Raw genomic sequence first — 24,716 nt, forward strand, 5'->3', positions numbered from 1 at the left:
CAGATAACTGCACATCACTTTAAGTGATATAAAAATCCCCAGTACCAATCGGCGCTGGGGATTTTTGTATATAAAAACGTGCCGCATAAAGCAAAATAAATTCACATATACGGCACGCTTATTTAAAGCAATCGCTTAAGACTTACTTACGGCTTAAATTAGTCGCAGACTTTCCACATCCAGTTGTGCTTGTCTTCAACATCACCAAGCTGAATGCCAAGCAACTCGTCGCGCAAAGCCTGAGTCAACTCACCAACACCACCATCGGAAACCTTAAGATCGAAGTCATCAGACTTAAAGCGACCAATTGGCGTGATGATTGCAGCAGTACCGCAAGCGAAGACTTCCGTAACCTCGCCAGAACGAATGTCGTCGAGCAGTCCTTGAAGTGGAATCATGGTTTCAACAACCTTATGTCCTGCTTCCTCAGCAAGCTGAATCAAAGAACGACGTGTAACGCCAGGAAGAATGCTGCCAGTAAGAGATGGAGTCTCCAAGTGGCCATCCTTGTGGAGCGCGAACATGTTCATGCCACCAAGCTCTTCCAAATAAGTCTTAGTTGCAGCATCAACGAAACAAACCTGCTCGCAACCATGCTCAATGCCCTTGTACTCGCCAAGCAAAGAAGCAGCATAATTTCCACCGCACTTAGCAAAACCGGTACCACCAGGGCCAGTGCGGAACCACTGATCTTCAACCCAAATGCTAACAGGCTTCAAACCACCCTTGAAGTATGGGCCAGATGGAGAAGCAATCACGCAATACTCAACCTCATGAGCTTCGCGCACACCAAGGAACGGTTCAGAAGCAAACATGAACGGACGCATGTAAAGAGTGTACTCACGACGGCTTGGAACCCACTGCTTATCGCGCTTAACTAAAGCCGCAACAGAACCAATAAAATCGTCAATTGAAAGGTCTGGCAAATACAAGCGCTTAGCAGAATTTTGGAAACGAGCAGCGTTAATATCTGGTCGGAACAGCCAAATAGAACCATCAGTACGCTTGTATGCCTTTAAACCTTCAAAGCATTCCTGTGCATAATGCAAAACGGATGCGCCTGGATCCATCTTTAATGGACCATAAGGCTCAACACGACGATCTGACCATCCCTCACCTTTAGTCCATGTCATATGAACCATGTTATCGGAGAAAATCTGACCGAAAGCAGGCTTGTCAATAAGTTCATTGCGCTTTGCATCCGAAACTGGATTATCGTTTGGCAAAACAGTGAAGTTATCAGCTAATTTGTTTAACAGAGTAGGATCGCTATGATCGTCGGATTCATAAGCATCCTTAAACTCTGGAGCTACTTCTAAACCAGCCATTGTATCTCTTTTCTGTGTTTATTATTTTTGCTTGCATTTTATGCAATTAATCGTATAGATTAATACGATTTTTGTTTTTAGCAAAACTTACAGGTAATACTATTACAAGCAGAATTTCGCATTGCCGAAAACGAAACTTATTAACAACTTATTAACAAAGCAAATTTAATAATCGGAAAATTAAATATAAAAAAGCCGCACAAGCAAAAGCTTACGCGGCTTAAATAAATCAAAATTTACTGATACTTAACTGAACTTACTTCTCTTCTGCAGGAGCAGCTTCAGCAGCAGGAGCAGCTTCAGCGGCAGGAGCTTCAGCAGCATCTTCAGGAACAGTAACGCTTACAACAGATTCTTCGCCGTCCATATCAAGCTCAGCACCCTCAGGAAGCTTTACATCCTTAGCAAACACCTTAGTACCGTCGGTAAGGCCATCAACATTCACAACCAAACGCTCTGGCAAGTTAGCAACGTCAGCACGAACCTTAAGCTCCTGAACGTCAACGAATGCAACAGCAGCACCCTTTGGAGTACCTTCAACGAAGACTGGAACTTCAACATCAATCTTTTCTCCAGCCTTAACTTCATAGAAATCAATGTGCTCAACAATGCGCTTCACAGGGTTACGCTGAACATCCTTAACAACAGCAATACGAGATTCATTGCCGAACTTAATAGTGAACAAAGCGTTAGCGTGACGCAATGCCAAAGTAGTTTCCTTCATTGGAAGCGTAACGTGCACAGGCTCAGCACCGCCAGCATAAATGCTTGCAGGAATCAATTGAGCAACACGCAAACGACGAGCAACGCCCTTACCGAACTCATTGCGAACATTGCCTTCAAGAGCAATCTTAGTAGCCATATCGGTCTCCTTATTATCTGGATTATTTTGTATTAACTCCAGCTTCAGGCGCACCGACGCGCCGAAAACCATAAGTGGCTATCAGCCCAGTCGATAACGGAACTTACACACTAGTGTTATTCCCTCGCCAAAGCAACCTCTTAAGTATACGAGAGTGCGACGACTAAATCAAAACCTAAAAATAAATAGCAAAATAGAAATTTCAAAATAAAAAATCAGTATATTAAAGCACAAATATGACACAGAAGATGAATTGTTAAGCAGGAACGATTATCATAGATAACAAAAGAAATAACGTGCAGATACTGTACGCAAACAACAAGCCTTTCGGCACAATGAAGGAGCAGACGTGTCCGTAATTAACAGACTTCAACAGCAAGCATTCAACATTGCTAGAAAAGCGTTGAGTATCGGAAGTAATTTTGCTCATCCAGTCAGCGACGACCAAGCAGGGGAACCAGATTATTCAAGCCCGAATCCAACGCAGGATTCTAATGTAAATCCACTGCTTCCACACGTTGTTGAATGGGGCACAACTCCAACTACAACTCTATTAGATCCAGAAACTGGACTTCTTACTACCAGCACTCCAGGAAGCGCACAAATAGACGAGGGTACAAGTATTTACGATTTGTACGCAGATCGTGCAGCAAGAATGGGTGACGAACCACTTTACACTTACAGAAGTGCAGACAAATGGGTAACAAAAACTGCAAACGAGTTCCTTGAAGACGTTCGCGCAGCAGCAAAAGGCTTTATGCACTACGGCTTAAATAAAGGCGACGGCGTAGCGTTTATGTGCAAAACCTCATACGAATGGGATGTTATTGATGCTGCTGTTATGGCTTGCGGAGGCGTATTAGCTACAATTTACGATACTGACTCAGCTGAGCAGATTCGCAATATTGTAAATAACTCTGATGCACGATTCTTAATTGTAGAAACAACAGAAATGCGAGATAAAGCGGATGGCGCTATTGAAGACTGCCCAACTTTGGAACGCATTATGTGCATCGAAACCGGCGGATTAGATGAACTTCAAGCTTTCGGATACTCAATTAGTGATGAAGAGCTTAATAATCGAATCGATTCGGTAAAGAAAACAGATTTGTGCTCTATCGTTTACACTTCTGGATCTACTGCTGCTCCTAAAGGTGTAGAAATGACACATGAGCATTACTGCACTACCGCTCTTAATCTGCCGAAATATATGCCAGACTTACTATCTGATCCTGATGGTTCCGTACTGCTTTTCCTTCCTCAAGCTCACTCTTTCGCACGCGCAATTAACTATATTGTTGTAGCAAGCACCTTGCGAATTTATATAGCTCAAGGAATTTCTACTTTAATTTCTGATTTGCAGGTTGCAAAACCTACTGTGATGATTGTAGTTCCTCGAGTTCTTGAGAAAGTTTATAATGCTGCTTCCCAAAAAGCTGGACATGGCGCTAAGGGCTTAGCTTTCCAAGGTGCTGTTGTTACAGCTCAACAGTATATGAAAGAAGTAAGCAAGTACGGCGAAGCTAAGATACTTACTAAGACTCGTCGCGCAGCATACGATCCTATTGTGTATCGTCCTTTGCGACAGGCTCTCGGCGGACGCGCTCGCTGGGTTGTAGCTGGAGGCGCTCCTCTTGACCCTGAGCTTCTATCATTCTTCCGTGGAGCTGGAGTACCTGTTTTTGAAGGCTATGGACTTACCGAAACTACAGCACCTTGTGCATTTACTCCTCTTGGAGTACCGTTCCGCGAAGGTTCAGTTGGTATTGCTTTCCCAGCTTTCTCTTTGAGAATTGCTTCAGATGGAGAAGTTCAGGTTAACGGCCCATGCGTGTTCAAGAAATATCACAAGAATGAGGAAGCAACCGAGACATCGTTTACAAAAGATGGATGGTATGCAACAGGCGATCTTGGCCGCATTGACAATAATGGTTTCCTTTATATTACTGGACGTAAGAAGGATTTGATTATTACAGCAGGCGGCAAGAACGTTGCTCCAAGTCCTATTGAGGAAATTATTAAACGTTGCGAAATCGTTTCTCAAGCTTTAGTTCTTGGAGATAAGCGTCCGTTTATTTCTGCTCTTATTACTTTAGACGAGGAGACTTTGCGCAATTGGCTTAAAGTTAAGGGTCTCGATGCTTCTATGAGCTTGGAAGAAGCTACTAATAACGCTGTAGTGCGTGCAGAAGTTCAGAAGTTTGTAGATCTTGCTAACGAGGGTGTTTCTCGAGCTGAGTCTGTAAGAAAGTTCATTATTCTTCCTGAAGAGTTTACGCAAGAAAATGGCTTAATGACGGCATCTATGAAGATTATTCGTCCTCGCGTTATTAAGAAGTATTCTGCATTGCTAAACACGCAGATGTATACAATTCGTAAGAAGTAATACTAACTATATAGAACTAAATAAAACTAATATAGATAACCGCGGCTTGACTTTGTGATTCACTAGTCTGCCGCGGTTTTTTATATCTACCCCACACTCCCGCGTTTTACCTCGACCCCATGCTCATGCGTTATATTTGTCTCACCTCTGAGACAAATCTAACGAAAATCAGCCAAAAAACGTTACAAATGTCTCATCAATGATGCAAATCTAACGAAATTAGGTCAAAAAGCGTTACAAATGCCTCACCTCTGATACATATATAACAAATCTGAGGCAAACAGAAAATGTCGTTAACGCGTTACAGCGCGCGAGACAAATCCAACACCACAGGGTCAGCGCACAGCCACTATCACTCGCATAAATCACAGAATCTTAATAATCCTAGGAATTCCTGCATTAATCAACTTACTCTCAATCCTTTTAGGATTAACTATATCCGAAATGGTAAAACGCACAATCCTGCTTACTCCACACTCCTTCATAAGCAACGCTTCACGCTCAGCCTGCCTGTCAATATTGCGATTAATAACACTAGGATTGTACGATTTACGCAACATTCGATTATCGAAAGACGAATTAAAATCGACGTTAGTATGCATAAAATTATCCGAATCAACGTAATACTTTGAATGCCCATCAAGCTCGCCAACAATCAACTCAGAATTGGGAAGCCGCCACAAAAAATCACACCTATACTTGCCACCTGAGTGCGGTAATATAAACTCGCGTTGCAATTCTGGCACCATAAATCCGAGCGAAATCATCGTTCCTCGCGCGAACGATTCCCCGCCATTTTCGCTTAATCCACTTGCAAAATAGCAGAGACGTCTAAGCGAAAGAAACTTATCTACTCTAGTTTCACAGCACCTTCCAAAAAATGTGCTTTCAAATAAATCAGAGGTTGTTGTTGCAGCAACACTTTTATAATTATTAACATCCAAAGTCGAATATCGACTTTCACAAATAGAAATGACTTTAGCAAAATCAACATTATCGCGAGCCGCAGAATCAAAAATCGACAATGCTAATCTAAAATTAACGCTATTTGCAACATCGAAAAGCATTGTGCTCTTATCTACAATATGACTTCGAACTTCGTAATCTATATTGTCGCTTAAATGCGGAAGGGCAACTAAGCGACCGCCACTTCCCTCTCTTCCACGCACAATTCGAACATCATCACTAGTGCCATCCATCTCTCTGCCTGTTGCATTAATTCTACGTAGCAACGGATTATCATTTGCAGACTTTCTGGTCATAGTGCGAACGTAAATTGGAGTTGATTGAGACTGCAACATTTTGGCGCAATCACGATTTTTATCAGTTTTATAATCATATGTTATGTGATCATAATCATTCACAACATCGTATCCGATTATCGCAGCAGCAGTAACACCTGTAAATTTCCAGTCTGGATGAATATCCATCAAAGAAAACGCTATATGGCGAATTTGCTCAGCTGTATACAAATTTTGCCAATACTCTGTTCTTGCATAAAGACCTGAAAATACTCTCACAAGCGATCCTGACCTAGCGTACCTATACGCACACTGCCTTTGCGAATTGCTGATTGGATGAAAACAACGATGCTCAAACTCAGCTTTTTCGAGCATGCTTTTAACATTAGACTTTTTCATAAGCCTGAGATTATGAGATAAGCAATGAATGCGCAATAGATTTCGATCAATGTGGATAAAGGCTATTTGAGACAGAATGAGACTAGACTGAGCTGACTTACGACGAACGTTATATTTGTCTCATCAATAATGCAAATCTAACGGATTTGACCCAAAAAACGTTACAAATGCCTCATGAGTGAGACATATATAACGAAATTAGGTCAAAAAGCGTTACAAATGCCTCACCTCTGATACATATATAACAAATCCAAGCCAAAGCATAAATACGCTGCACAACAATATTCGCCCGCACGAATCCTAGTTGCAATCTAACAGCGAATAGTCTAGAACCCCAAACGCTCAAGCTTCTTAGGGTCGCTCTGCCAGCCCTTAGCAACCTTCACATGCAATTCAAGCACGGCTTTCGTGCCAGTAATGCGATTTACAGCCGTGCGCAAACGCTTCTTTACGCGCACTAAATGCTCCGCACGATGACCAATAATAATCGGCTTTTGCGAATCTCGCTCAACATAAACAGACACAAGCACATGCGCTTTGTTGTCCTCATATTGAGTATCCTCGCCACCGCCAGGATACACAATATCGTCAACTACAACAGCTAAAGAATGAGGCAACTCGTCGTCCAATTCTTCCAAAAACGCGCCGCGAATAAGCTCCGAAATCATGCTTTCGGGGCTTTCCTCGCTAAGCTGATCCGCCGGATACATTTGCGGACCTTCAGGCAAGTTTTGAATCAAAACATTCTTAACTTCGTCAACATTGTCGCGTTCCAACGCACTAACCGGCACAATATCCGTAAAATCAGCAAACTGTTGAATTTGAAGCAAATGCTCAACTAATTCACTACGGCTAAGCGTATCGATTTTCGTAACAATACCAATAAGCGGAACTTTCCAAGTCCAATTGCCCTTCTCGTCTTTTTTAGCAAAATCGGCGCGAAGACGGCTTAGTATTCGCCTATCTCCAGGTCCTATCTCCTGGTCTGCTGGAAGCAAGAATGCAATCGCGTCAACATCTGCAAGCGACTCGTCAACAATATCGTTCAAACGCTGGCCAAGAAGCGTACGCGGACGGTGAATACCAGGCGTATCAACCAACACCATTTGCGCATTATCGGTAGTAACAATTCCGCGAATTGCCTTACGCGTAGTTTCCGGACGAGAAGACGCAATAGCAATCTGCGTGCCAATAAGAGCATTCATAAGCGTTGATTTACCAACGTTCGGCCTACCAACTACAGCTACGAAACCAGAACGGTATCCGTGAAAATCAGGAGTATCAAGTTTAACTCGAGTCGAAGAATCCAAACCTTCAAAAGCATCGTCTTCAAAAGCATCGTCTTCACTAATATTATTTTCAGAATCTTCCAACTCGTTAGGCATATTATTATCCATATCTGTAGTGTTATCCGTGATATTATCTGTAGTTTTATCGTTCATAACTGTAGTTTTATTACCAATCTGTAGTAAATTTTCACATCAATACTTAAGCGTTTACAACAAACGCAGCATTCAAGTAGCTCTTCTACTAAGTCTACTTCTCGCTACTGATTGCAGAAGTCTCAGCAGATTTTTCTTTCAAACCCTTAACTTCTTCGTCTCTTTCAACGAGAATTGTTGAGACTTTCTTGCGTCTTCCAGCAGAATCAACAGCAGTAAGTTTAAGTCCTCTAGTAACCGCACTAGATCCTACTATTGGCACATTTCCTAATAGCTTAGTTAATAAGCCGAAAACGGTATCAACATCGTCCTCGTCAATATGAACTTCAAAAATATTTTCCAACTCTGCAATAGGAGTTCGAGCTGGCATCTTCCACACGCCATCACTTACCTCTTCAGGATCTGCATGTTGAGTTCGATCATGCTCATCTTCCAACTCGCCTACAATCTGCTCAATAGCATCCTCAATCGTAACCAAACCTGCAATGCCACCATATTCGTCAACAACCACAGCCACATGCTGACGAATTCGCTGCATTTCGTGGAATAGATCATCTACAGGCTTAGACTCAGGAACCAACATTGGATCTCGAATAATAGTAGAAACTGCTCTGCTGGAAGCTGCAGGATTAAATACTGTAGCACGAACAGCATCTTTAAGATAAGCTACGCCTTTAAGATCATCAACAGAATCTCCTATTACAGGTACTCGAGAAAATCCTGAGCGAGAACACAATTTCAGGAAGTTTTCCAGCGTTTCGTCACTTTTTACGCAAATCATATCGGTTCGAGGAACCATTATTTCTCGCGTCAAAGTATCTGAAAGCGTAAGCACATTACGCATCATTTCCGAAACTTCAGGATCAAAATCGTTCGCTTCAACCAAACGATCAATACTAGCTTTTGCTTGATCTAACTGAATATCTTCCAAAGCTTCATCGTCTGAAGGTTCAGTACGCTTACGCTTCGTTGAATCATCCAAACTGCTTCCTATGCGCGCAAACGGACAAATTCTTATTGCAAAAACTACTATTCTAGAAAGTCTCATAAGTTTTGCAACAGGCTGCGCTGCACCTACGGAACGTGGACGCACGCATACGGATATAACTGCTACTAGTACAGAAACTAAAAGTCCAACAAGTAAAGTTAACCACAATGGTGATTCAAGAGTTGCAGCAATAGCAGCAACAGCAACACCATCAAGTACATTGCACACTATTCTTACGAAAGCGCACGCACCGTAAGTTACGTAACGATCTGATATTAATTTTTTTACTCTGTGAATTCTTGCGATTTTTCGCATTCTAACAATTGCGCTACTTTCAGCCTCGTTAGTTTGCGCTTCAATCATTAAATTATTAAGACTAGCTCTAGTAACTCTAGGTATTGCACCTTCAGCAGCTGCCATTGCTAGCGAAAGCCACACTAGTAGAACAGCAATCACAGCAAGAAAAGCTAATCCAACCCATACATGAGCAGATAATGTTGGAAAATTTAATCCAATTGCCGCACTCATAGTATTCATATTCACCGTAATTTTGCCTTCTTCAGTGTTGCCTTTACTTAAAATTTCTACTTAAGATTTCTACTTAAGATTTCTACTTAAGATTTTTACTTAAGATTTTTACTTCCAATATTTACTTACTTGTTTTTGCCAGTTGATTTATCTGACTTATACGATTCATCCTTATGCTCAGCATCGTATCTTTCAAGCTCGTTAACAGCATCTTGCGGAAGAGTTGCGTCACACAATTCGCCAGATCTTGCAGCAAAGAAAGTGAGCAACAACTGTCTTTGCAAACCAAACATTTGCTTTTCCTCATCTTGAGAAGTGTGATCATATCCAAGCAAATGCAATATGCCATGAATAGTGAGCAGCATCATTTCTTCAATAGTGCTGTGTCCAGCTGCGAGCGCCTGCTGTTCAGCAACCCACGGGCAAATTACTAAATCACCAAGCATTCCTTCTGAAACTTTTTCATCACTTCCAGGACTAAGTTCGTCCATTGGAAAACTCATTACGTCTGTTGGGCCTTCCAAATTCATCCAGCGCTCATGCAAGCAGGCTATAGGCTCTGGATCTACGAAAGTTATAGACAAATCAGATTGAGTACTGACCTTCATCTGTTGCATAACCCACATGCTTAAATCTGAGAAGATTTTAGGGTCTATGTTCCAAACGGTTTCGTTCATGACTTCAACGCTCATGATTATTCATTATTCCTCTCGTAAGAAGTTTCTTCATTAGCGCTTTCTTTAGAAATATTTTGAGCGAGAAAAGTATTTTCTGCTTTTGCTTGCTTTTTTCTTTCAATTTTTTTGCTTTCGATCAAAGCATCGTAACGCTCATATGCTTCTACAATTCTTCCAACCAAAGCGTGACGAACAACATCTTGAGCTTGCAAATGCACGAAAGCAATATCTTTTACATCGCCAAGAATTTTTTCGATAGAAACTAAACCGGAACGAGGCACAGCTAAATCAACCTGCGTACTGTCTCCTGTAATAACCATCGTTGTGTTAAAACCTAGTCGAGTAAGAAACATTTTTAACTGTTGAACTGTAGCATTCTGAGCTTCATCTAAAATCACAAAAGCATCATTTAGCGTTCTGCCTCGCATGTATGCAAGCGGAGCAACTTCAACAACGTTTTCATCTAAATATCTCTTAAGCTGAGACGATCCTAACATGTCAGAAAGTGCATCATAAAGTGGGCGCAAATACGGATCTACTTTATCGTTTAAAGTTCCTGGCAAGAATCCTAAGTTTTCTCCCGCCTCTACAGCAGGACGAGTGAGCACTATTCTACGAACTCTTCCATCTTCCAATGCTCTTACTGCTTTTGCCACTGCTAAATATGTTTTTCCAGTGCCTGCAGGACCTATTGCGAAAGTCACTACATGAGAGTCGATTTCGTGAACGTACTCAGTTTGACCAGCTGTTTTTGGCTTTACTGGCATGCCTCCAGCAAAAGTAATAACACCTTTACTCATGCGCGCTTTGCGATTAAGTACTTTTCTATTAGTTTCTTCGTCTGAAGCTAGCACGTCTTTACTTGCGTAAGAAAATTCATTACTTTCACTGTATGCAAACGAACTGTCGAAAATTCCACCGCCGTGACCTATACTTGCGGCTCTAACGTTGTGTTCAGAATTGTGAAGCACATCCCGCTCAATCATTCTTTTCACTTCGTAAGCGTCCATAGGTTTATCATATGCGGCATCAACCATACGACGTATTGCATGCTCTGCTTTTGCAGCATCTTCCTCGATTTTTGCTGAACGTGACACTATTTTTACGCTTTTACCGCGAACAGTTATGTCTACTTCTGGAAAAGCATGTTCTACTTCTCTCAAACCAGCGTCTGCAGCACCAAGTACAGCAACTGAGCTTAGTTCATCAGGAATTTGAACAATTCGCGTTGTACTATTTGTCACGATTTACAAACTACCTTCTACGAGTTTTTCACCGGTAAGAACATGCGCATGAACGTGGAAAACGGTTTGACCTGCTCCTAAACCGGTATTAAAAACTAGGCGGTAATCTCCGTTAAAAGCATCGTCAGCAATATGCTGCGCAACTTGAGTAATATGAGCCAAAGTTTCAGGAGCTTTACTAGCAAGTTCTGCAACGTTCTTATAGTGATTTCTTGGAACGATAAGAACATGCACTTTAGCTTGAGGATTAATATCATTAAACGCAACTACAGTATCGTCTTCATACACGCGGCTGCTTGGGATTTCGCCCGCGATAATCTTACAAAAAATGCAATCAGCTTCCGTATGGTATGTTGTATTACTCATTTTCTCCCCTTATAACACGGTTCATACTTAAATGCTCTTCGTTTAACACAAATCGCACTTCCTGTACTATTTTACACAAAACTGCGTCTTTTATTCGTAACGTCCTAACGCTCTAGAAAGTAGTGAAATAGCTACAGGACCTGCTGTTGAGGCTCGTAAAATATTACTTCCAAGTACACAACTGTGCGCACCAGCGTCTAAGAACATAGAAACTTCATCCTCGCTTATGCCTCCTTCAGGGCCAACTAAAACGTACACTGTACGCTCTTTGCCGTCATCAAGACAACGCTCAGTAAGCGCATTTACTGATTCCTCAATACTATTCCAAGTGTCTGTAGCATCTTGATGAAGAACTACAACAAGATTTCCATAAACGCATGCTCTTCTGCATATAGCAACAATCTGCTTACTAGACATGCAATCTTGTAGCTCTGGCACAAAAGCTCGGCGAGACTGTTCCGTAGCAGCATGTAAAACCTGCTTCCAACGTTTATCTGTACGACCTGCTTTCCACTTTGCTATTGACCTGTCTGCACACCATGGGATTACTTCGTCAACACCGATTTGCGTAGCCATGTCTATAGCTTGCTCGTCGTGACCTGTTTTTGCTAAAGCTTGTACTAAAGCAATTCTAGTTTTTGTGCGAGCTTGTCGAGTAAAAGCATCTACTTTTACTAAACCATTTTCTGTATCTGTTACAGTTGCGTGAATACGCAAACCATTTCCGTCTGAAAGCTGTAAAGTGTCGCCTTCTTGCAATCTCATCGCGCCAATAGCGTGACGCTTAACATGAGGTGGAAGAGTTAAAGTCCAACCCTCTTCAATCCCTTCAGCAAGCACTGGAGCATTATCACAGTCAGTATTCAGTAGGAATAAAGCATCAGTCATAGTATTTAGACTAACCTGAGGAGCCGCCAATAAGCTTATTAGCTCTCTGTGCAACTCTTGTGGCAAACTATAAAAGTGTATACGGAAGGAATAATGGTATGAGTTTTAATTTAGACGGCAGCAATTCGCATCAAAATAGTGATGCGGATACTATCGTCACATTGCGCATATCTCGATTTTCTCCCGTAGACAGTTTAGATATTCCTACTTCAGACGCTACAGACAACACAAGTAGTTGCAATTCTGAAGAGTCAACCACTGGGCTTATTAGACGTACTCACACTAGTCCTTTTGCTAAAAAATCTTCCTCCCCTTTTAGAGACAGAAAATCTCGCAGTAATCCTTTTGGTAAGTTAGATAAGAAAAACGAGGATAGTTGCGAAGAAAGTAGTGAGGAAAACGAAAAAAATTCACAAGCTACTGACACAGCAGACACTTCTAATTTTAAAATCCAAAAAATGCCTGGAAAGCATTGGGTACAAGATTACACTATCTCTGTTAAAACAACTGACACAATTTTAGACTGCTTACTTACTATTAAACGAACAGTCGATCCTACTCTAGCTTTCCGACACTCTTGCGGTCACGGAGTATGCGGTTCAGATGCGGCTAATGTTAACGGAATGCCAACTTTACTTTGTAGTGCTACTGTTGGAGCGAACGCAAGACACAAAAGTGAGTCTGGTATTAAATCTAGAGGATTTAGAAAAACTGGCTCAATGCCGTTATCTGAAAGAAAAATTTTACAGAACGTAAATTCGCAAATTTCGCAAGATTCGCAAGATTCGCAAGATTGTTCAGACGATGGCAATAATCTTGGTATTATTGAAATTTCTCCACTTTCTGGGTTTGTTGTTCAGCGAGATCTTATATGTGATATTTCTCCTATGATCTCGCAAATAAAACGCTTAGAGCCGTACTTAAAAGCTGCTGAAATTACTACACGAAACTCTGATGGAAAACTCACTTTACTTGAGTTTTTGCAAAATCCTGAACAGCTTCAAAAATTTGAGCTTTTAAGCAACTGCATAATGTGCGGAGCGTGTGAAGCTATTTGTCCAATTTACGCTGGCGGAGAAGCCTTTATTGGTCCTGCTGCTTTGATTAACGCTGCTCGTTTTATTTACGACTCTCGCGACACTGCAACAAATCATAGATTAGATTTAATAGACAGCAGCGATGGCATTAGTGCCTGCCAGTCTGTAAGAGCATGTTCGAGACAGTGTCCTCGAGGAATAGACATTGGAGAGGAAATTTGGCAGCTCACAACGCTTATAAACGAGCGTAAAAGCAGAAATTAATATGCTCTACTCAACTTCCGGACACAATCCGTACTGCTTCTATAGGATCGTCAGTTATAGCAAACAAATTAGGATCGATTGAAGAAATCATTCCTCGCACAGTTACAGTATTTTGCAACCAATCAACAAGACCCTTCCAGTATTCAGTGCCGAAAAGAACAACAGGAATGCGCGAAACTTTATGAGTTTGTACAAGCGTTAGCGCTTCAAACATTTCGTCCATTGTTCCAAAACCGCCTGGGCATACAATAATTCCACAAGAATACTTCATGAACATTGTTTTTCTTACGAAGAAATAGCGGAACTGCATTCCGAGATTAACCCACTTATTTAATCCCTGCTCTTTAGGAAGCTCAATACCAAGACCAACTGAAGTTCCACCAGACTCAGCAGCACCACGGTTAGCAGCTTCCATAATTCCAGGCCCTCCGCCTGTAATAACAGCAAAACCACGCTTAACAAGTTCTGAACCCATAATTCGTGCATCAGAATACTCTTTATCTTCGCTTTTAATTCTCGCAGATCCAAACACGCTAACTGCTGGTCCTAATTTTGCAAGAGCATCAAAACCGTCAACAAATTCTGCTTGAATACGCAATGTTCTCCACGCGTCAGAACTGCGCCACGCATCACAATTACATGCTTTAGAATGATTATCTGAAGTATCTTCTAAATCGTGTTTACCATGCGAAAGTAGATTTTCTGTAGTACTTTTCTTAGGTATCATAGAGCCTCTCATCATTACAGGCCCCTGATAATAAACATTCGTATAATATGCGTCGTTTATTTGTGAAGAATTTAGAACATCGTATTTATTAACAAAATCTTCATTAAATTCTTCCGGTTTACTTTTTTCGCACATTATTTTCCTCACCTAAAATAGTTACAAGGTATTATTAATCCTCATCATCGTCAAGCTCTTCTTCCATGTGTCGAGATTGACGAGCAAGCATAAAACCTGAAACTCCAGCAGCAACAATAGATGCTACCAATACTCCAAAACGAGCTTCAGCAGACAGATCCGCGTCACTATATGCAAGAGATGCGATTAGCAAAGATACAGTAAAGCCGATTCCGCAAGCGCACGCAGTTGGCAGAAGATCTCTAACTCTCAGATCGTCAGGAACTTTAAGCCCAAGAATACGTTTAGAAAACCATGCTGTAATCATAATTCCAAGCGGTTTACCTATAACTAAAGCTATTGTAATTGCGATCAAAATTGGAGACAGGAATAATTCCCAAGTCAACGTTTCGAAATGTACTCCTGTAGCAAATAACGCAAAAATAGGTAGTGCCACTAAAGCAGAAATAGGCTGAATTTTCTCACGATATCGTTCAGCGCGCAAACTCTTCTCACCATGCACTAAATGAGCAGGCGTAAGAAGACCTACCATCACTCCAGCTAAAGTCGGATGCAAACCAGCCTCATACATCATCACCCAAGCCATAATTCCGACTAAAGCAACAAGCAACCACGGAACTTTTTTCAAACGAACTAAAGTAGTCCAAACAAGTCCGCAAATAATTACTCCAGCAAACCAATACCATGCGTTTAGTGACGAGAAAAGAACAGCTATAAGAGCAATTCCAAGCAAATCATCGACGGTAGCAAGAGTCATCAAAAATGCTCGCAAAGCGTGCGGCAAAGTTTTAGCAAACAAAGCAAGCACAGCGAGAGAGAAAGCAATATCTGTTGCTGTAGGAACAGCCCAACCGTCACGAACCATGCTTAAGGATGGAAGAGCTCCTGAAGTAAGACGCATAATCTCCTGTCCTGCGTGAAGCTCAGAAAACACGGTAACAGTGGCAATAAAAAGAATAGGAGGAACAATCATTCCACCAACTGCGCAAATCATTGGCATTGCAGCAGCGCGAGGATCGGAAAGAGAACCAGCAATAAGCTCATGCTTTAAGTCCAAGCCAACTGAAAGGAAGAAAACAGTTAAAACACCATCTTGAACCCAATGACCAATCGACATGTGGATATTAGTCCAAGGAATACCTAGTTGAGTATGAGATACTGCTTCGAAAATTGGCGCAGTTAAAGGAATATTCGCGAGAAGTAAACCAGTTAACGCGAAACCTAACATTATAAGGCCAGATACACGCTCATTATTAGCAATTTTTCGCGCAATACTCCAACCGCGTTTTATCATTTCGAAATTATTCCCCTCTACCCTGGAAAAACTAACTTTATATTTTTAGTATAGCTGAGAGGTATAAACTGAGCGAGTTAGGAATATGAGAATAAAAAAATCGCGGCACAAACGCACCGCGATTAATTTGTGCGCCAGACAGGATTCGAACCTGCAACCTTCTGATCCGTAGTCAGATGCTCTAATCCGTTGGGCTACTGGCGCATGTTTTCCGACTCCAAGGAACTTGTCCTTGTTTTCGGCAACTTGACTAATATACAACCATATCAAGTAAAACACAAACCCCGGCGTGTCGACCGGGGTTTGCTTAATATTAACGCATTTTACAAAAATATTTTGTAATAAAGTTGATTACTTCTATGAGCGATGCTCAAGAACTTCATCTACCATTCCGTAATCTTTTGCTTGAGTAGCAGTCAAAATAGTATCTACTTCAATATCTTTACGAATACGTTCAATATCTTGACCTGTGTGCTTTGCAAGAGTTGCTTCTAACCATTCGCGCAAACGAAGCATTTCTTTTGCTTGAAGCTCAATTTCTGTTGCTTTACCAAAATCTTGACCCATAGCAGGTTGATGTATTAGAACACGAGCGTTTGGAAGAATCATACGCTTACCAGCAGCACCAGATGCCAACAAAATTGCAGCAGCTGAAGCAGCTTGACCAAGACATACGGTTTGAACATCAGGCTTAATATACTGCATTGTGTCGTAAATTGCAGTCATAGCAGTCATGGAACCACCAGGAGAATTAATGTACATCATTACATCTCTGCTAGGATCCATGCTTTCTAACACAAGCAACTGAGCCATAATGTCATCAGCGGAAGTGTCGTCAACTTGCACGCCCATGAAAATAATACGATCTTCAAAAAGTTTGGTATAAGGATCTTGCGTTTTCATACCATACGGAGTTTGTTCACCAAACTGTGGCAAAACGTAACGATTAGTAATACGCTGAGCTGCACTAACCCCACCAAAACCAGCGAGACGCTCAGCACGATTAACAAACTTTGCTTCTTCACTTGCCATAAATCTCACTCCTCGCCGCGCATAGAAGCAGGGGTTGTTACGATTTTATCTACAAAACCATATTCCAAAGCCTGCTTAGCTGTAAACCAGTGATCGTATTCATTATCACGGTAAATCTCTTCCACAGTATGCCCAGTTTGCTGTGCAGTAAGCTCTGCCAAAGTCTTTTTCATGTCCATGATCAACTCGGCGTTAATGCGAACATCTGTAGCAGTTCCACCAACACCACCTGAAGGCTGATGCATAAGCACGCGAGCATGTGAAGTAATAAAACGCTTTCCTGGCGTTCCAGAACTAAGAAGGAACTGACCCATAGAAGCAGCCATACCTACAGCAATAGTTGCAACATCAGGCTCAATAAGCTGCATAGTGTCGTAAATTGCCATTCCTGCAGTAATAGAGCCACCTGGCGAATTAATATAAAGCCAAATATCCTTCTTAGGATCTTCTGCAGCAAGTTTTAGCATTTGAGCGCAAATAATATTTGCATTCTCATCTCTAACCTCAGAACCCAACCATATGATTCGGCTCTTCAACAGCTGGTGAAAAATCGGATCCGTCGGGGATGCTACCTCATCCTGTTGCATAACAGGAGAAGCTGTAAACAGTTCGGTCACATTATCTCCTTACCATAAACTCAAGTATTTATAAGACTATCGTGTGCGCGTGACTGTATAGAAAATATCGTAAGTATTAAATAAGCGCAATGTTTTACAACAAATTTCTACATTCTGATTTATTTTAATCACATATATTTTGTTACTTAATATTTTGCACTAGTATTCAATGTTTAGTATATTTTTAGTGAATGTAAATTCATGTAGAGGAGTGGTCATGGACTCTAATCAATTGCCAAACAACAATTACTCGCCTGACGATGCGCAAAATAATGGGTACCAGCCAGACAATAACTACCAACCTAGCAACGGCTACCAAAACAATGGGTACCAGCAGGATAACGGATATCAACAAGATAACGGATATCAACAGAACAACGGAAGCTATCAGCCAACCAACTATCAAAATGACGGCTATCAGCCAGTCAATAACTATCAACCAACAAACGACTACCAAAACAACAATTACCAGCCAACCAACAACTATCAGTCTGGCAACGGTTACCAAAACAACGGGTATCAAAACAACGGGTATCAACCAAATAACAGCTACCAGCCAACCAATGGCGGCTATCAGCCAACCAACTATCAAAATAACGGTTACCAGCCAACCAACAACTATCAGCCTAGCAACGGTTACCAAAACAACGGTTACCAGCCAGCCAATACCTATCAGCCAAACAGTTATCAACCAAGCTCATACCAGCCAAGCTCATATCAGAATACTCAGCAGCCTACAAACGCTTTTTCAAATGCTGCAAATGTAGTCACTAACACTACTAGAAATATTTGGATTATTATTTCAGTGGTGGTAGTTGTTGCAGTAGCGGCCTTCGGCGGTTACAAAGTAATGACTAATCATTCCACACCTTCTACACCACATTACAATTGCTCTGCAGAAAAAAGTGCAAACATTGAAGAGTACATGCATTGCCACCCAGCAAAAATTGAAAAATTCAAAAATGGACTAGAAAATAGCAACACACCGTTCATTGTAACATTTGATGCCAAAGGTGATCAGCTCAATGTAAACGCAAAATTCAAAGAGCACATATCTGACATGCAAGTTTCAGCAATGAGAATAGGACTTCAAGAAGCAAGTACAAATTCCTTAGGTTTCATGTCAGAATCATCAGTTAGTGACGTTAAGAGTAAAATAATTGCTCCAGTACACTTAAACTTCACATTCATGAACGATGATGGTTCTATTATCGCAAGTAAAGATTTCACTATTAATTAACGATCAGACTAACATATAGTAAATGCGCCTTTGCTTACTCAAAACAAAGCAGAGGCGCATTATTATTAGCAGATAAATTTCTCTACTAAATTTCTATACTAAAGAAAATATTATTTGCGACTAAAAATTGTGGACAGCATCGTTACACTTCGCGAAACAGCACAAGAAACAGTCATCGGAATAATCATAATAAGCGGAACATTCACTAATTGCGCTACCAAAAAAAGAGCAAACCATAAAGATTTTCGACTTGCAGTCAGTAAACTAGCGGCACCAAAAATAGCAGCAATTACCAATATTTTAGGCTGACTTGATAATATGCTACCGATCATCGGAAATTTCATACTAAAAACGCCCACAATCAAACCAAAACTAGCACCCGATGACATACTAGGCTGAAGCACACCACCACTTGCTCCAGCTCGTAGAGTACAACTTGTTAAAAGAATTTTTACAAAAGCAAGCAGCGTCAAAGTTATAAGCACACTCTTGTCAATCGAAATATTATTTCTCGCAGCATTATAAGCGTACTGTGCTAAAGCGCGACCGTTACCCATAATTGCTGAATTCCACGCCGCTATTAATCCTGTTATAAAACCAACTATTGGCAAAAGATACAAAATTTTGTAATTATGCGCACTATTGGAACGCGCCCAACGAATTAACTTATTAAAAAAAGTTCCTACAATGCCACAAATAAAACCAACAATAATTGCAAGAAACATTACCGGCATATTTATAACGTCAATATCATCAAGACATGGAAGACAATAGTATGATTCATTTCCAAGAGCCAAAACGCTAGTGAAGGAAGCAATTTCACTCATAAATAATGCAATAACAAAAATACCAAATTTTTGTATAAGCCAATACCATTTCGAACGTTTCAATGATGATTGTGACTCATGTGCAAAGCGTGGAATTTGAACCAAGCCTAATGCCATAATCGCACCTGCAATTGGCGAGCGATAAACTCCTGCTAAACCAGCTCCAGCGGCACTTGCTACCAAAATGCAAGATTGAAATTCATTAATACGAAACACACGAAGCAATTTCTGAGTAAGCATTGCTGCTAATTCGCGAGGAGCAACTTCCCTACCTAAACTTGCCCCAGAAGAAACAATAAGAATTTGCAAGAATACATGGATAATTGTTGTATGCCATGACATTATTCGACCACGAACAGCATGAGCTATATCAACAATACGATTCGAAGATTTTCCCCATAACCACATCCATATACTAGCAGCAATAATCATAGCTATTAGTGGAATAGAGACATAGTGAAATATTGATAATCCAACTGGCGAAGGCTTCGAAGCAGATTCATAAGTTCCAAAAGCTACACTCTGTATAAAATGCAGCAATAACGTTAATATTACTGCACAAAAACCAGCGACAACTGCAGAAAGAAAAGCAAGAAAACCTAATCGCAAACATTGCACAGAATAATACAAACACTTACTAGGTTGTTTACCGCTTACTACTTGCAAATTGTGCTTTTTCATTAGCAGCAGCCTTCCTTATTGTATTTGCTTTTATATTTCTACTTAAAGCATAACAATAAAACGCAAGAAACCCAGAGCATAAGCCCTGGGTTTCTTACAAACAAATATTAGAAAGTATTAAAACTTATCTTACTTTGAAAGTTCGTCTGCGACTTCAGCAGCCTTAGTAGCAGCCTTTACGCTTTCTTCTTCAGAATCATCTTCTTCAGTTAAGAAAGCGCTCAAGTCGATGGTTTCGCCGCCAGCAACAAACTTTACTGCACGCATACCAGCGATTAAGCCCTTAGAACGAGCTACTTCCTGAACTGCAGAACCAAGCTGTCCATTGTTCACAATTGCGTTAATAAACTGGCTTGGATCCATGCCGTACTGCTGTGCTACAGAAACAAGGAAGTTAGAAACGTCGGAATGAGACACTTCAACATCCAACTGCTCAGCTAAAGCATCGAGAACCATCTGGTCACGAATTTCCTTTTCAGCAGCTTTTGCAGCCTCTTCCTTCTGCTCGTCAGTGGCCTTTTCTGGATCTGGAGTCATGCCCTTCAAGTGTTCGGCAACAGCCTTCTCCATAACGCCCTTTGGTACAGGAATTTCAACTTCTTCCTGAATCTTTGCAATAAAAGCATCGCGAGCAATAGTAGCCTGACGACCTTCATTGGACTGTTCGCAAATCTTACGAACATCAGCCTTAAGCTCATCCAAAGTATCAAACTCAGAAGCTTCCTGAGCGAAGTCATCATTAAGCTCTGGCAATTCCTTAGCCTTTACGGAATTAACCTTTACCTTAACCTGAGCCTTCTCACCCTTATGCTTTCCAGCTTCCAAAGTTCCTTCGAAAGTTGTTTCTTCGCCGGCAGAAAGACCATCCAAAGCCTCATCCAAACCGTCAAGCATGGTGTTAGAGCCAAGCTCGTAGCTCACACCTTCCTGGGAGTCGACAACTTCATCATCGATGCGAGCTTCCAAATCAATATTGGCAAAATCGCCATTCTTAGCAGGACGATCAACACCAACAAGCGTGCTGAAACGCTGACGCAAAGCTTCAAGTCTGGCATCAACATCAGCATCGGTTACTTCTGGCTTCTCAACCTCAATCTCAACGCCCTTGAACTTGTTGAGCTTAAACTCTGGACGACGCTCAACAGTTGCAACAAACTTGAGCTTAATTTCATCTTCTGCAGATTCTGGAACTTCCTGAACATCAAATTCTGGCTGATCCATTGGGCGAATCTTCTTCTCTTCCAAAGCCTTAGAATAAAGCTCTGGTACAGCAGAATTCAAAGCTTCTCCGGCAACAGCACCGAAGCCAACTCGCCTATCTACAACTTTTGCTGGCACATGTCCCTTACGGAAACCTGGGACATTAATCTGCTTCGCAATCTCTTTACGAGCCTCGTCTAAGAATGGCTCAAAATCTTCGAGATCTGCGGTAATGGTGAGCTTAACTTTAGTTGGCTCAAGATTCCTGACGCTGATTTTCACGCTTCATGCTCCTGAAATTACGTTTTCTAGCTTCTGCCATATGGCACAACCGTTACATGATAGCGCGAGTTACGGACTCAGTTATCAATCGAGTTTGCCATTCGCGAGCGCCTTGCTCACTTAAGAATGTTTGAACATCAATATGTTGCACATCATCATGCCAGCAAAGATTACGAATAATCTGCGGTTTTATGATGATTTCTGCAGGAGTATGAGTGTCTTCAGAAATCTGATTTAGTGTGTCTTTTACTCTCTGTAAGCATTCGTAACGTTTAGGGTGATGCTCTTTCCAATATTTCATAGATCTAGGAGCACTCTGCTTATCTAAAACATCTTGATCTTGATTACTCTGGTCAGAGCTAATTTGCTCATAGCCATTTTGATCATGAAAATACGTATGAGAAATATCACTATCTTCGTCTGAACTGTTATCTTCTTTGATTACCATAGCATTTTCGCCTTTTTTTGCTTTTGCTATAGCATCTTCAATAACACGTTTCCAAGTTGTCGGTCGAATTTTGCGCTGAATTGGAGCGTAACGTTCGAACATTTTATCTTGTTCCCCACCTGTATGTACGCGTACTCTTTCGTTTAATATTCGTATAGATCTGAAAGATTTTGCATTACCAGGCTTACGTTTTCCTGCTTCTATAATTGCAGCATCTGAAAGCAAAAGTGTTGGCGCAATATCGTACTTTTTTGCTAATTTGTCTCTTTCTTCCCACAATGATTTTGCAATCACTAACCCAACTCTATCGTGCATAAGTACGCTAATATGCGATATTCTAAGCCATGGTCGCGGGTGTGGAGCTTTCTTTTGTGCTCCTTGTTTCAATAAGTGAGCAAATTCTTCTTCGGCCCATAAAAGTTTTCCTTGTGCGCGTAATTCTGCACGCATCGCTTCTTCTAATTCAATTAGCAATTCAACGTCTAAAGCAGCGTAATTTCGCCAATCTCTAGGAAGTGGTCGGTAAGACCAGTCTGCTGCAGAATGTTCTTTTGCAAGAGTCAATCCTAAATAATATTCTGTTACTGAACTTAAACCGAAGCGCTTTCTGCCAAGTAATTTAGCTGCAATCTCAGTATCAAATAAAGCTTTTGGCTGTAAACCAATATCGAAAAATCCTGGCAAATCTTGTATAGAGTCGTGAATAATCCAAGGAGCACCCCCTACAGCTTCGTTAAATTCATGCCAATCAACGCCAAGTTTTCCTAATGCTATTGGATCTAGCAATCCAATTCCTGCACCTTTGCGTTTGAATTGAATAAGCCAATCTTCGTGACCATATCTAAAACCGGATGCTCTCTCAGCGTCTGCAGCCAAAGGCCCGGAGCCGGCTGCCAACAGACTACAATAATCTTTATATGCTTCAAGCGTATCAATAACTTCTGGAACTCCTTCTCGTGGCTCTTTTAAGAGCTTTGGTTCCTCGTTCAAGAATGCCTCCTGATTGTACGCTTTAGCCAAATTATTGCATATTATTCTACAGTTTTCTGCAGAATATTCTGTAGAAAATATTTAAGCCGCGTTAGAAGCTTTTAAGCTTTAACACGGCTTCAACTTTCGCACACAACTACGACTAATCAAAAAATAAATAATCAATCTGTTTTATTGTTTTCTAATTCGTAAGTTAAGTGCGTAACAAGATTAGTCTTAAGGTATCGAGTAAGAGAAAACACAACTACAGATACTATAAATGTTGGCATGCAGTATCCAATATATAAACCTAACGAAAAGTGTGTTTTTGAAAAAGTAACAATTTCTGTAATAACAACTATCGCAATCGATAGTATTGGCACTTCAATAAGCAACTTCTTGTCAAAAGAAGCAACAATATTTACTATCAATAAAATCGTTGGCAAAATAAAAATAATCATGACCATTGTATCGAATCCATAACGATCGTTACAATGCACAAAAATAGCCAGTGCCAACGTAAAAGCTAATGCAATCCAACAACCTATTCTGCGCTTCATTGCGTATCCTTTCTCTAAAAAGGGTATTTGTGTAATTATACAAAATCCTTTTAAAAAAAAAACAATACAATACGCAAAAATTACCTAAATTATAGTTACATTTTTGACGCAATTTAAACGCAGTCTAATACACTACAAAACCGTGGTCTTTGAACTGGTTTACAACTCGCTCTTTAAGTGCTCTAGAAGGTCCTTTTTGATTCTCAAGTGGGTATGGAATTCGAAGCTCATGCCACTTTGGGCGGCCTAGTTGATGGAATCCAAGCACGTCAATATGCTCAACAGCATCACCAAACGAATCGCAAATTTCGGCAACTTTTTCAACATTTTCTTCGCTGGATGTCAAACCTGGAACGAGCACAAAACGCACCCAAATCTTCTTACCAGCTTTTGCTAAGCGTTGACCAAAGTCAATAGTTGGCTGAAGCAAGCCGCCGGTAACTTTTTTATACGTTTCTTCAGTGCCTGATTTAACGTCAAGAAGGCAAAGATCAATGTCTTCAATCATTTCGTCAGTGTAATTGCGATTCAAAAAGCCCGAAGTATCTAAGCAAGTATGCACGCCCATTTCTTTTGCAGCACGAAAAACTCTAGATACAAAAGCCGGCTGCATCATTGATTCTCCGCCAGAAAAAGTAATTCCGCCGCCCGTTGCTTTAAAAAGACTTTGATAACGATCTACTTTTTTAATCATCGCATCTAAGTAGACTGGCTTTCCGTCGCGCATTTTCCAAGTATCAGGATTTTGGCAGTACTGGCAGCGAAGCGGACAACCGCTCATAAAAACAGTCATACGAGTGCCAGGACCATCAACAGAAGTGTTAATATCCCAAGAGTGTACGAACCCAATATCGCCTGTTTTAAGAGCAACAAGGCGATCTTTACGATCTAACCCAATTGGAGATTCAAAGCCGGAAAGACCACCCATTAAAGTTTGGCGAGCATACTCTTTTGACTCCTTCAACATATGTTGAGTTGTAGTACGGAATGCTGCATTTTCAGCCATCTAACTGCCCTCCAAACTATGTATGAACAATGAACAAAAGCCGGGAGC

21 protein-coding genes and 1 tRNA gene are annotated in these 24,716 nt (G+C 41.0%); 3 read left to right on the top strand and 19 right to left on the bottom strand.

Features of this window, described 5'->3' with window-relative positions; translation table 11 throughout:
• Positions 1–158 precede the first annotated feature (158 nt).
• Together ACPFYS_RS01110 and ACPFYS_RS01115 are read right to left on the bottom strand one after the other, a co-directional pair.
• A complete protein-coding gene (locus ACPFYS_RS01110) occupies positions 159–1,328 on the bottom strand; it encodes a branched-chain amino acid aminotransferase (protein WP_427877072.1) in 1,170 nt (389 codons plus the stop codon).
• Between the two features lie 256 nt (positions 1,329–1,584).
• Positions 1,585–2,190, bottom strand: a complete 606-nt coding sequence (locus ACPFYS_RS01115; protein ID WP_427877074.1) for a 50S ribosomal protein L25/general stress protein Ctc — start codon at positions 2,188–2,190, stop codon at positions 1,585–1,587.
• A gap of 349 nt (positions 2,191–2,539) precedes the next feature.
• Here ACPFYS_RS01115 and ACPFYS_RS01120 point away from each other — a divergent pair, with 349 nt between their 5' ends.
• Positions 2,540–4,576 carry an AMP-dependent synthetase/ligase gene (locus tag ACPFYS_RS01120; protein ID WP_427877075.1) on the top strand — a complete coding sequence of 679 codons (2,037 nt, stop codon included), beginning with the start codon at positions 2,540–2,542 and terminating at the stop codon, positions 4,574–4,576.
• A gap of 365 nt (positions 4,577–4,941) precedes the next feature.
• Here ACPFYS_RS01120 and ACPFYS_RS01125 read toward each other — a convergent pair whose 3' ends face one another.
• The 7 genes from ACPFYS_RS01125 to ACPFYS_RS01155 form a co-directional block, all read right to left on the bottom strand.
• A complete protein-coding gene (locus ACPFYS_RS01125; RefSeq protein WP_427877077.1) occupies positions 4,942–6,216 on the bottom strand; it encodes an AMP-dependent synthetase in 1,275 nt (424 codons plus the stop codon).
• A gap of 326 nt (positions 6,217–6,542) precedes the next feature.
• Positions 6,543–7,658 carry a GTPase Era gene (gene era / locus ACPFYS_RS01130; RefSeq protein WP_427877079.1) on the bottom strand — a complete coding sequence of 372 codons (1,116 nt, stop codon included), beginning with the start codon at positions 7,656–7,658 and terminating at the stop codon, positions 6,543–6,545.
• Between the two features lie 94 nt (positions 7,659–7,752).
• On the bottom strand, positions 7,753–9,183 hold the full coding sequence (locus ACPFYS_RS01135) for a hemolysin family protein (RefSeq protein ID WP_427896787.1): 1,431 nt from the start codon (positions 9,181–9,183) through the stop codon (positions 7,753–7,755).
• A 116-nt stretch (positions 9,184–9,299) separates the two neighbouring features.
• The gene (ybeY, locus tag ACPFYS_RS01140; RefSeq protein ID WP_427877083.1) at positions 9,300–9,866 is read right to left on the bottom strand and encodes an rRNA maturation RNase YbeY; all 567 of its coding nucleotides are present in this window, start codon (positions 9,864–9,866) and stop codon (positions 9,300–9,302) included.
• Between the two features lie 2 nt (positions 9,867–9,868).
• On the bottom strand, positions 9,869–11,095 hold the full coding sequence (locus tag ACPFYS_RS01145; RefSeq protein WP_427877085.1) for a PhoH family protein: 1,227 nt from the start codon (positions 11,093–11,095) through the stop codon (positions 9,869–9,871).
• 3 nt (positions 11,096–11,098) lie between these two features.
• Positions 11,099–11,461, bottom strand: a complete 363-nt coding sequence (locus tag ACPFYS_RS01150; protein ID WP_427877086.1) for a histidine triad nucleotide-binding protein — start codon at positions 11,459–11,461, stop codon at positions 11,099–11,101.
• 90 nt (positions 11,462–11,551) lie between these two features.
• Complete coding sequence (locus ACPFYS_RS01155) at positions 11,552–12,349, bottom strand: 16S rRNA (uracil(1498)-N(3))-methyltransferase (RefSeq protein ID WP_427877088.1); 798 nt, start codon at positions 12,347–12,349, stop codon at positions 11,552–11,554.
• Between the two features lie 98 nt (positions 12,350–12,447).
• Between ACPFYS_RS01155 and ACPFYS_RS01160 the strand changes: the two genes are divergently transcribed.
• Entirely contained in the window at positions 12,448–13,650 is a 1,203-nt protein-coding gene (locus ACPFYS_RS01160) for a succinate dehydrogenase/fumarate reductase iron-sulfur subunit (RefSeq protein WP_427877090.1), read from the top strand.
• Between the two features lie 10 nt (positions 13,651–13,660).
• Here ACPFYS_RS01160 and ACPFYS_RS01165 read toward each other — a convergent pair whose 3' ends face one another.
• The 5 genes from ACPFYS_RS01165 to ACPFYS_RS01185 form a co-directional block, all read right to left on the bottom strand.
• Positions 13,661–14,512, bottom strand: coding sequence for a TIGR00730 family Rossman fold protein (locus ACPFYS_RS01165; protein WP_427877092.1), 852 nt, complete (start codon positions 14,510–14,512; stop codon positions 13,661–13,663).
• Positions 14,513–14,546: 34 nt separating this feature from the next.
• Positions 14,547–15,806 (bottom strand): Na+/H+ antiporter NhaA, encoded by a 1,260-nt coding sequence (locus ACPFYS_RS01170; RefSeq protein WP_427877094.1) that lies wholly within the window; start codon positions 15,804–15,806, stop codon positions 14,547–14,549.
• Positions 15,807–15,936: 130 nt separating this feature from the next.
• Positions 15,937–16,010 (bottom strand) — tRNA-Arg (locus ACPFYS_RS01175).
• Between the two features lie 153 nt (positions 16,011–16,163).
• Positions 16,164–16,838, bottom strand: a complete 675-nt coding sequence (locus ACPFYS_RS01180; RefSeq protein ID WP_427877096.1) for an ATP-dependent Clp protease proteolytic subunit — start codon at positions 16,836–16,838, stop codon at positions 16,164–16,166.
• Positions 16,839–16,843: 5 nt separating this feature from the next.
• Positions 16,844–17,455: an ATP-dependent Clp protease proteolytic subunit gene (locus tag ACPFYS_RS01185; protein WP_427877097.1), complete on the bottom strand. Its 612-nt coding sequence runs from the start codon at positions 17,453–17,455 to the stop codon at positions 16,844–16,846.
• 217 nt (positions 17,456–17,672) lie between these two features.
• Between ACPFYS_RS01185 and ACPFYS_RS01190 the strand changes: the two genes are divergently transcribed.
• Complete coding sequence (locus tag ACPFYS_RS01190; RefSeq protein ID WP_427877099.1) at positions 17,673–18,695, top strand: hypothetical protein; 1,023 nt, start codon at positions 17,673–17,675, stop codon at positions 18,693–18,695.
• A 110-nt stretch (positions 18,696–18,805) separates the two neighbouring features.
• Here ACPFYS_RS01190 and ACPFYS_RS01195 read toward each other — a convergent pair whose 3' ends face one another.
• The 5 genes from ACPFYS_RS01195 to pflA form a co-directional block, all read right to left on the bottom strand.
• Positions 18,806–20,203, bottom strand: coding sequence for a chloride channel protein (locus tag ACPFYS_RS01195; RefSeq protein WP_427877101.1), 1,398 nt, complete (start codon positions 20,201–20,203; stop codon positions 18,806–18,808).
• 129 nt (positions 20,204–20,332) lie between these two features.
• Positions 20,333–21,685, bottom strand: coding sequence for a trigger factor (gene tig, locus ACPFYS_RS01200; protein ID WP_427877102.1), 1,353 nt, complete (start codon positions 21,683–21,685; stop codon positions 20,333–20,335).
• A 52-nt stretch (positions 21,686–21,737) separates the two neighbouring features.
• Positions 21,738–23,123 (bottom strand): HRDC domain-containing protein, encoded by a 1,386-nt coding sequence (locus tag ACPFYS_RS01205; protein ID WP_427877103.1) that lies wholly within the window; start codon positions 23,121–23,123, stop codon positions 21,738–21,740.
• A 161-nt stretch (positions 23,124–23,284) separates the two neighbouring features.
• The gene (locus ACPFYS_RS01210; RefSeq protein WP_427877105.1) at positions 23,285–23,662 is read right to left on the bottom strand and encodes a hypothetical protein; all 378 of its coding nucleotides are present in this window, start codon (positions 23,660–23,662) and stop codon (positions 23,285–23,287) included.
• Between the two features lie 124 nt (positions 23,663–23,786).
• On the bottom strand, positions 23,787–24,668 hold the full coding sequence (gene pflA / locus ACPFYS_RS01215; protein WP_427877107.1) for a pyruvate formate-lyase-activating protein: 882 nt from the start codon (positions 24,666–24,668) through the stop codon (positions 23,787–23,789).
• Positions 24,669–24,716 lie beyond the last annotated feature (48 nt).

The organism is Gardnerella sp. 2492, assembly GCF_050320365.1.
In the GTDB taxonomy this organism is placed as follows: Bacteria; Actinomycetota; Actinomycetes; order Actinomycetales; family Bifidobacteriaceae; genus Bifidobacterium.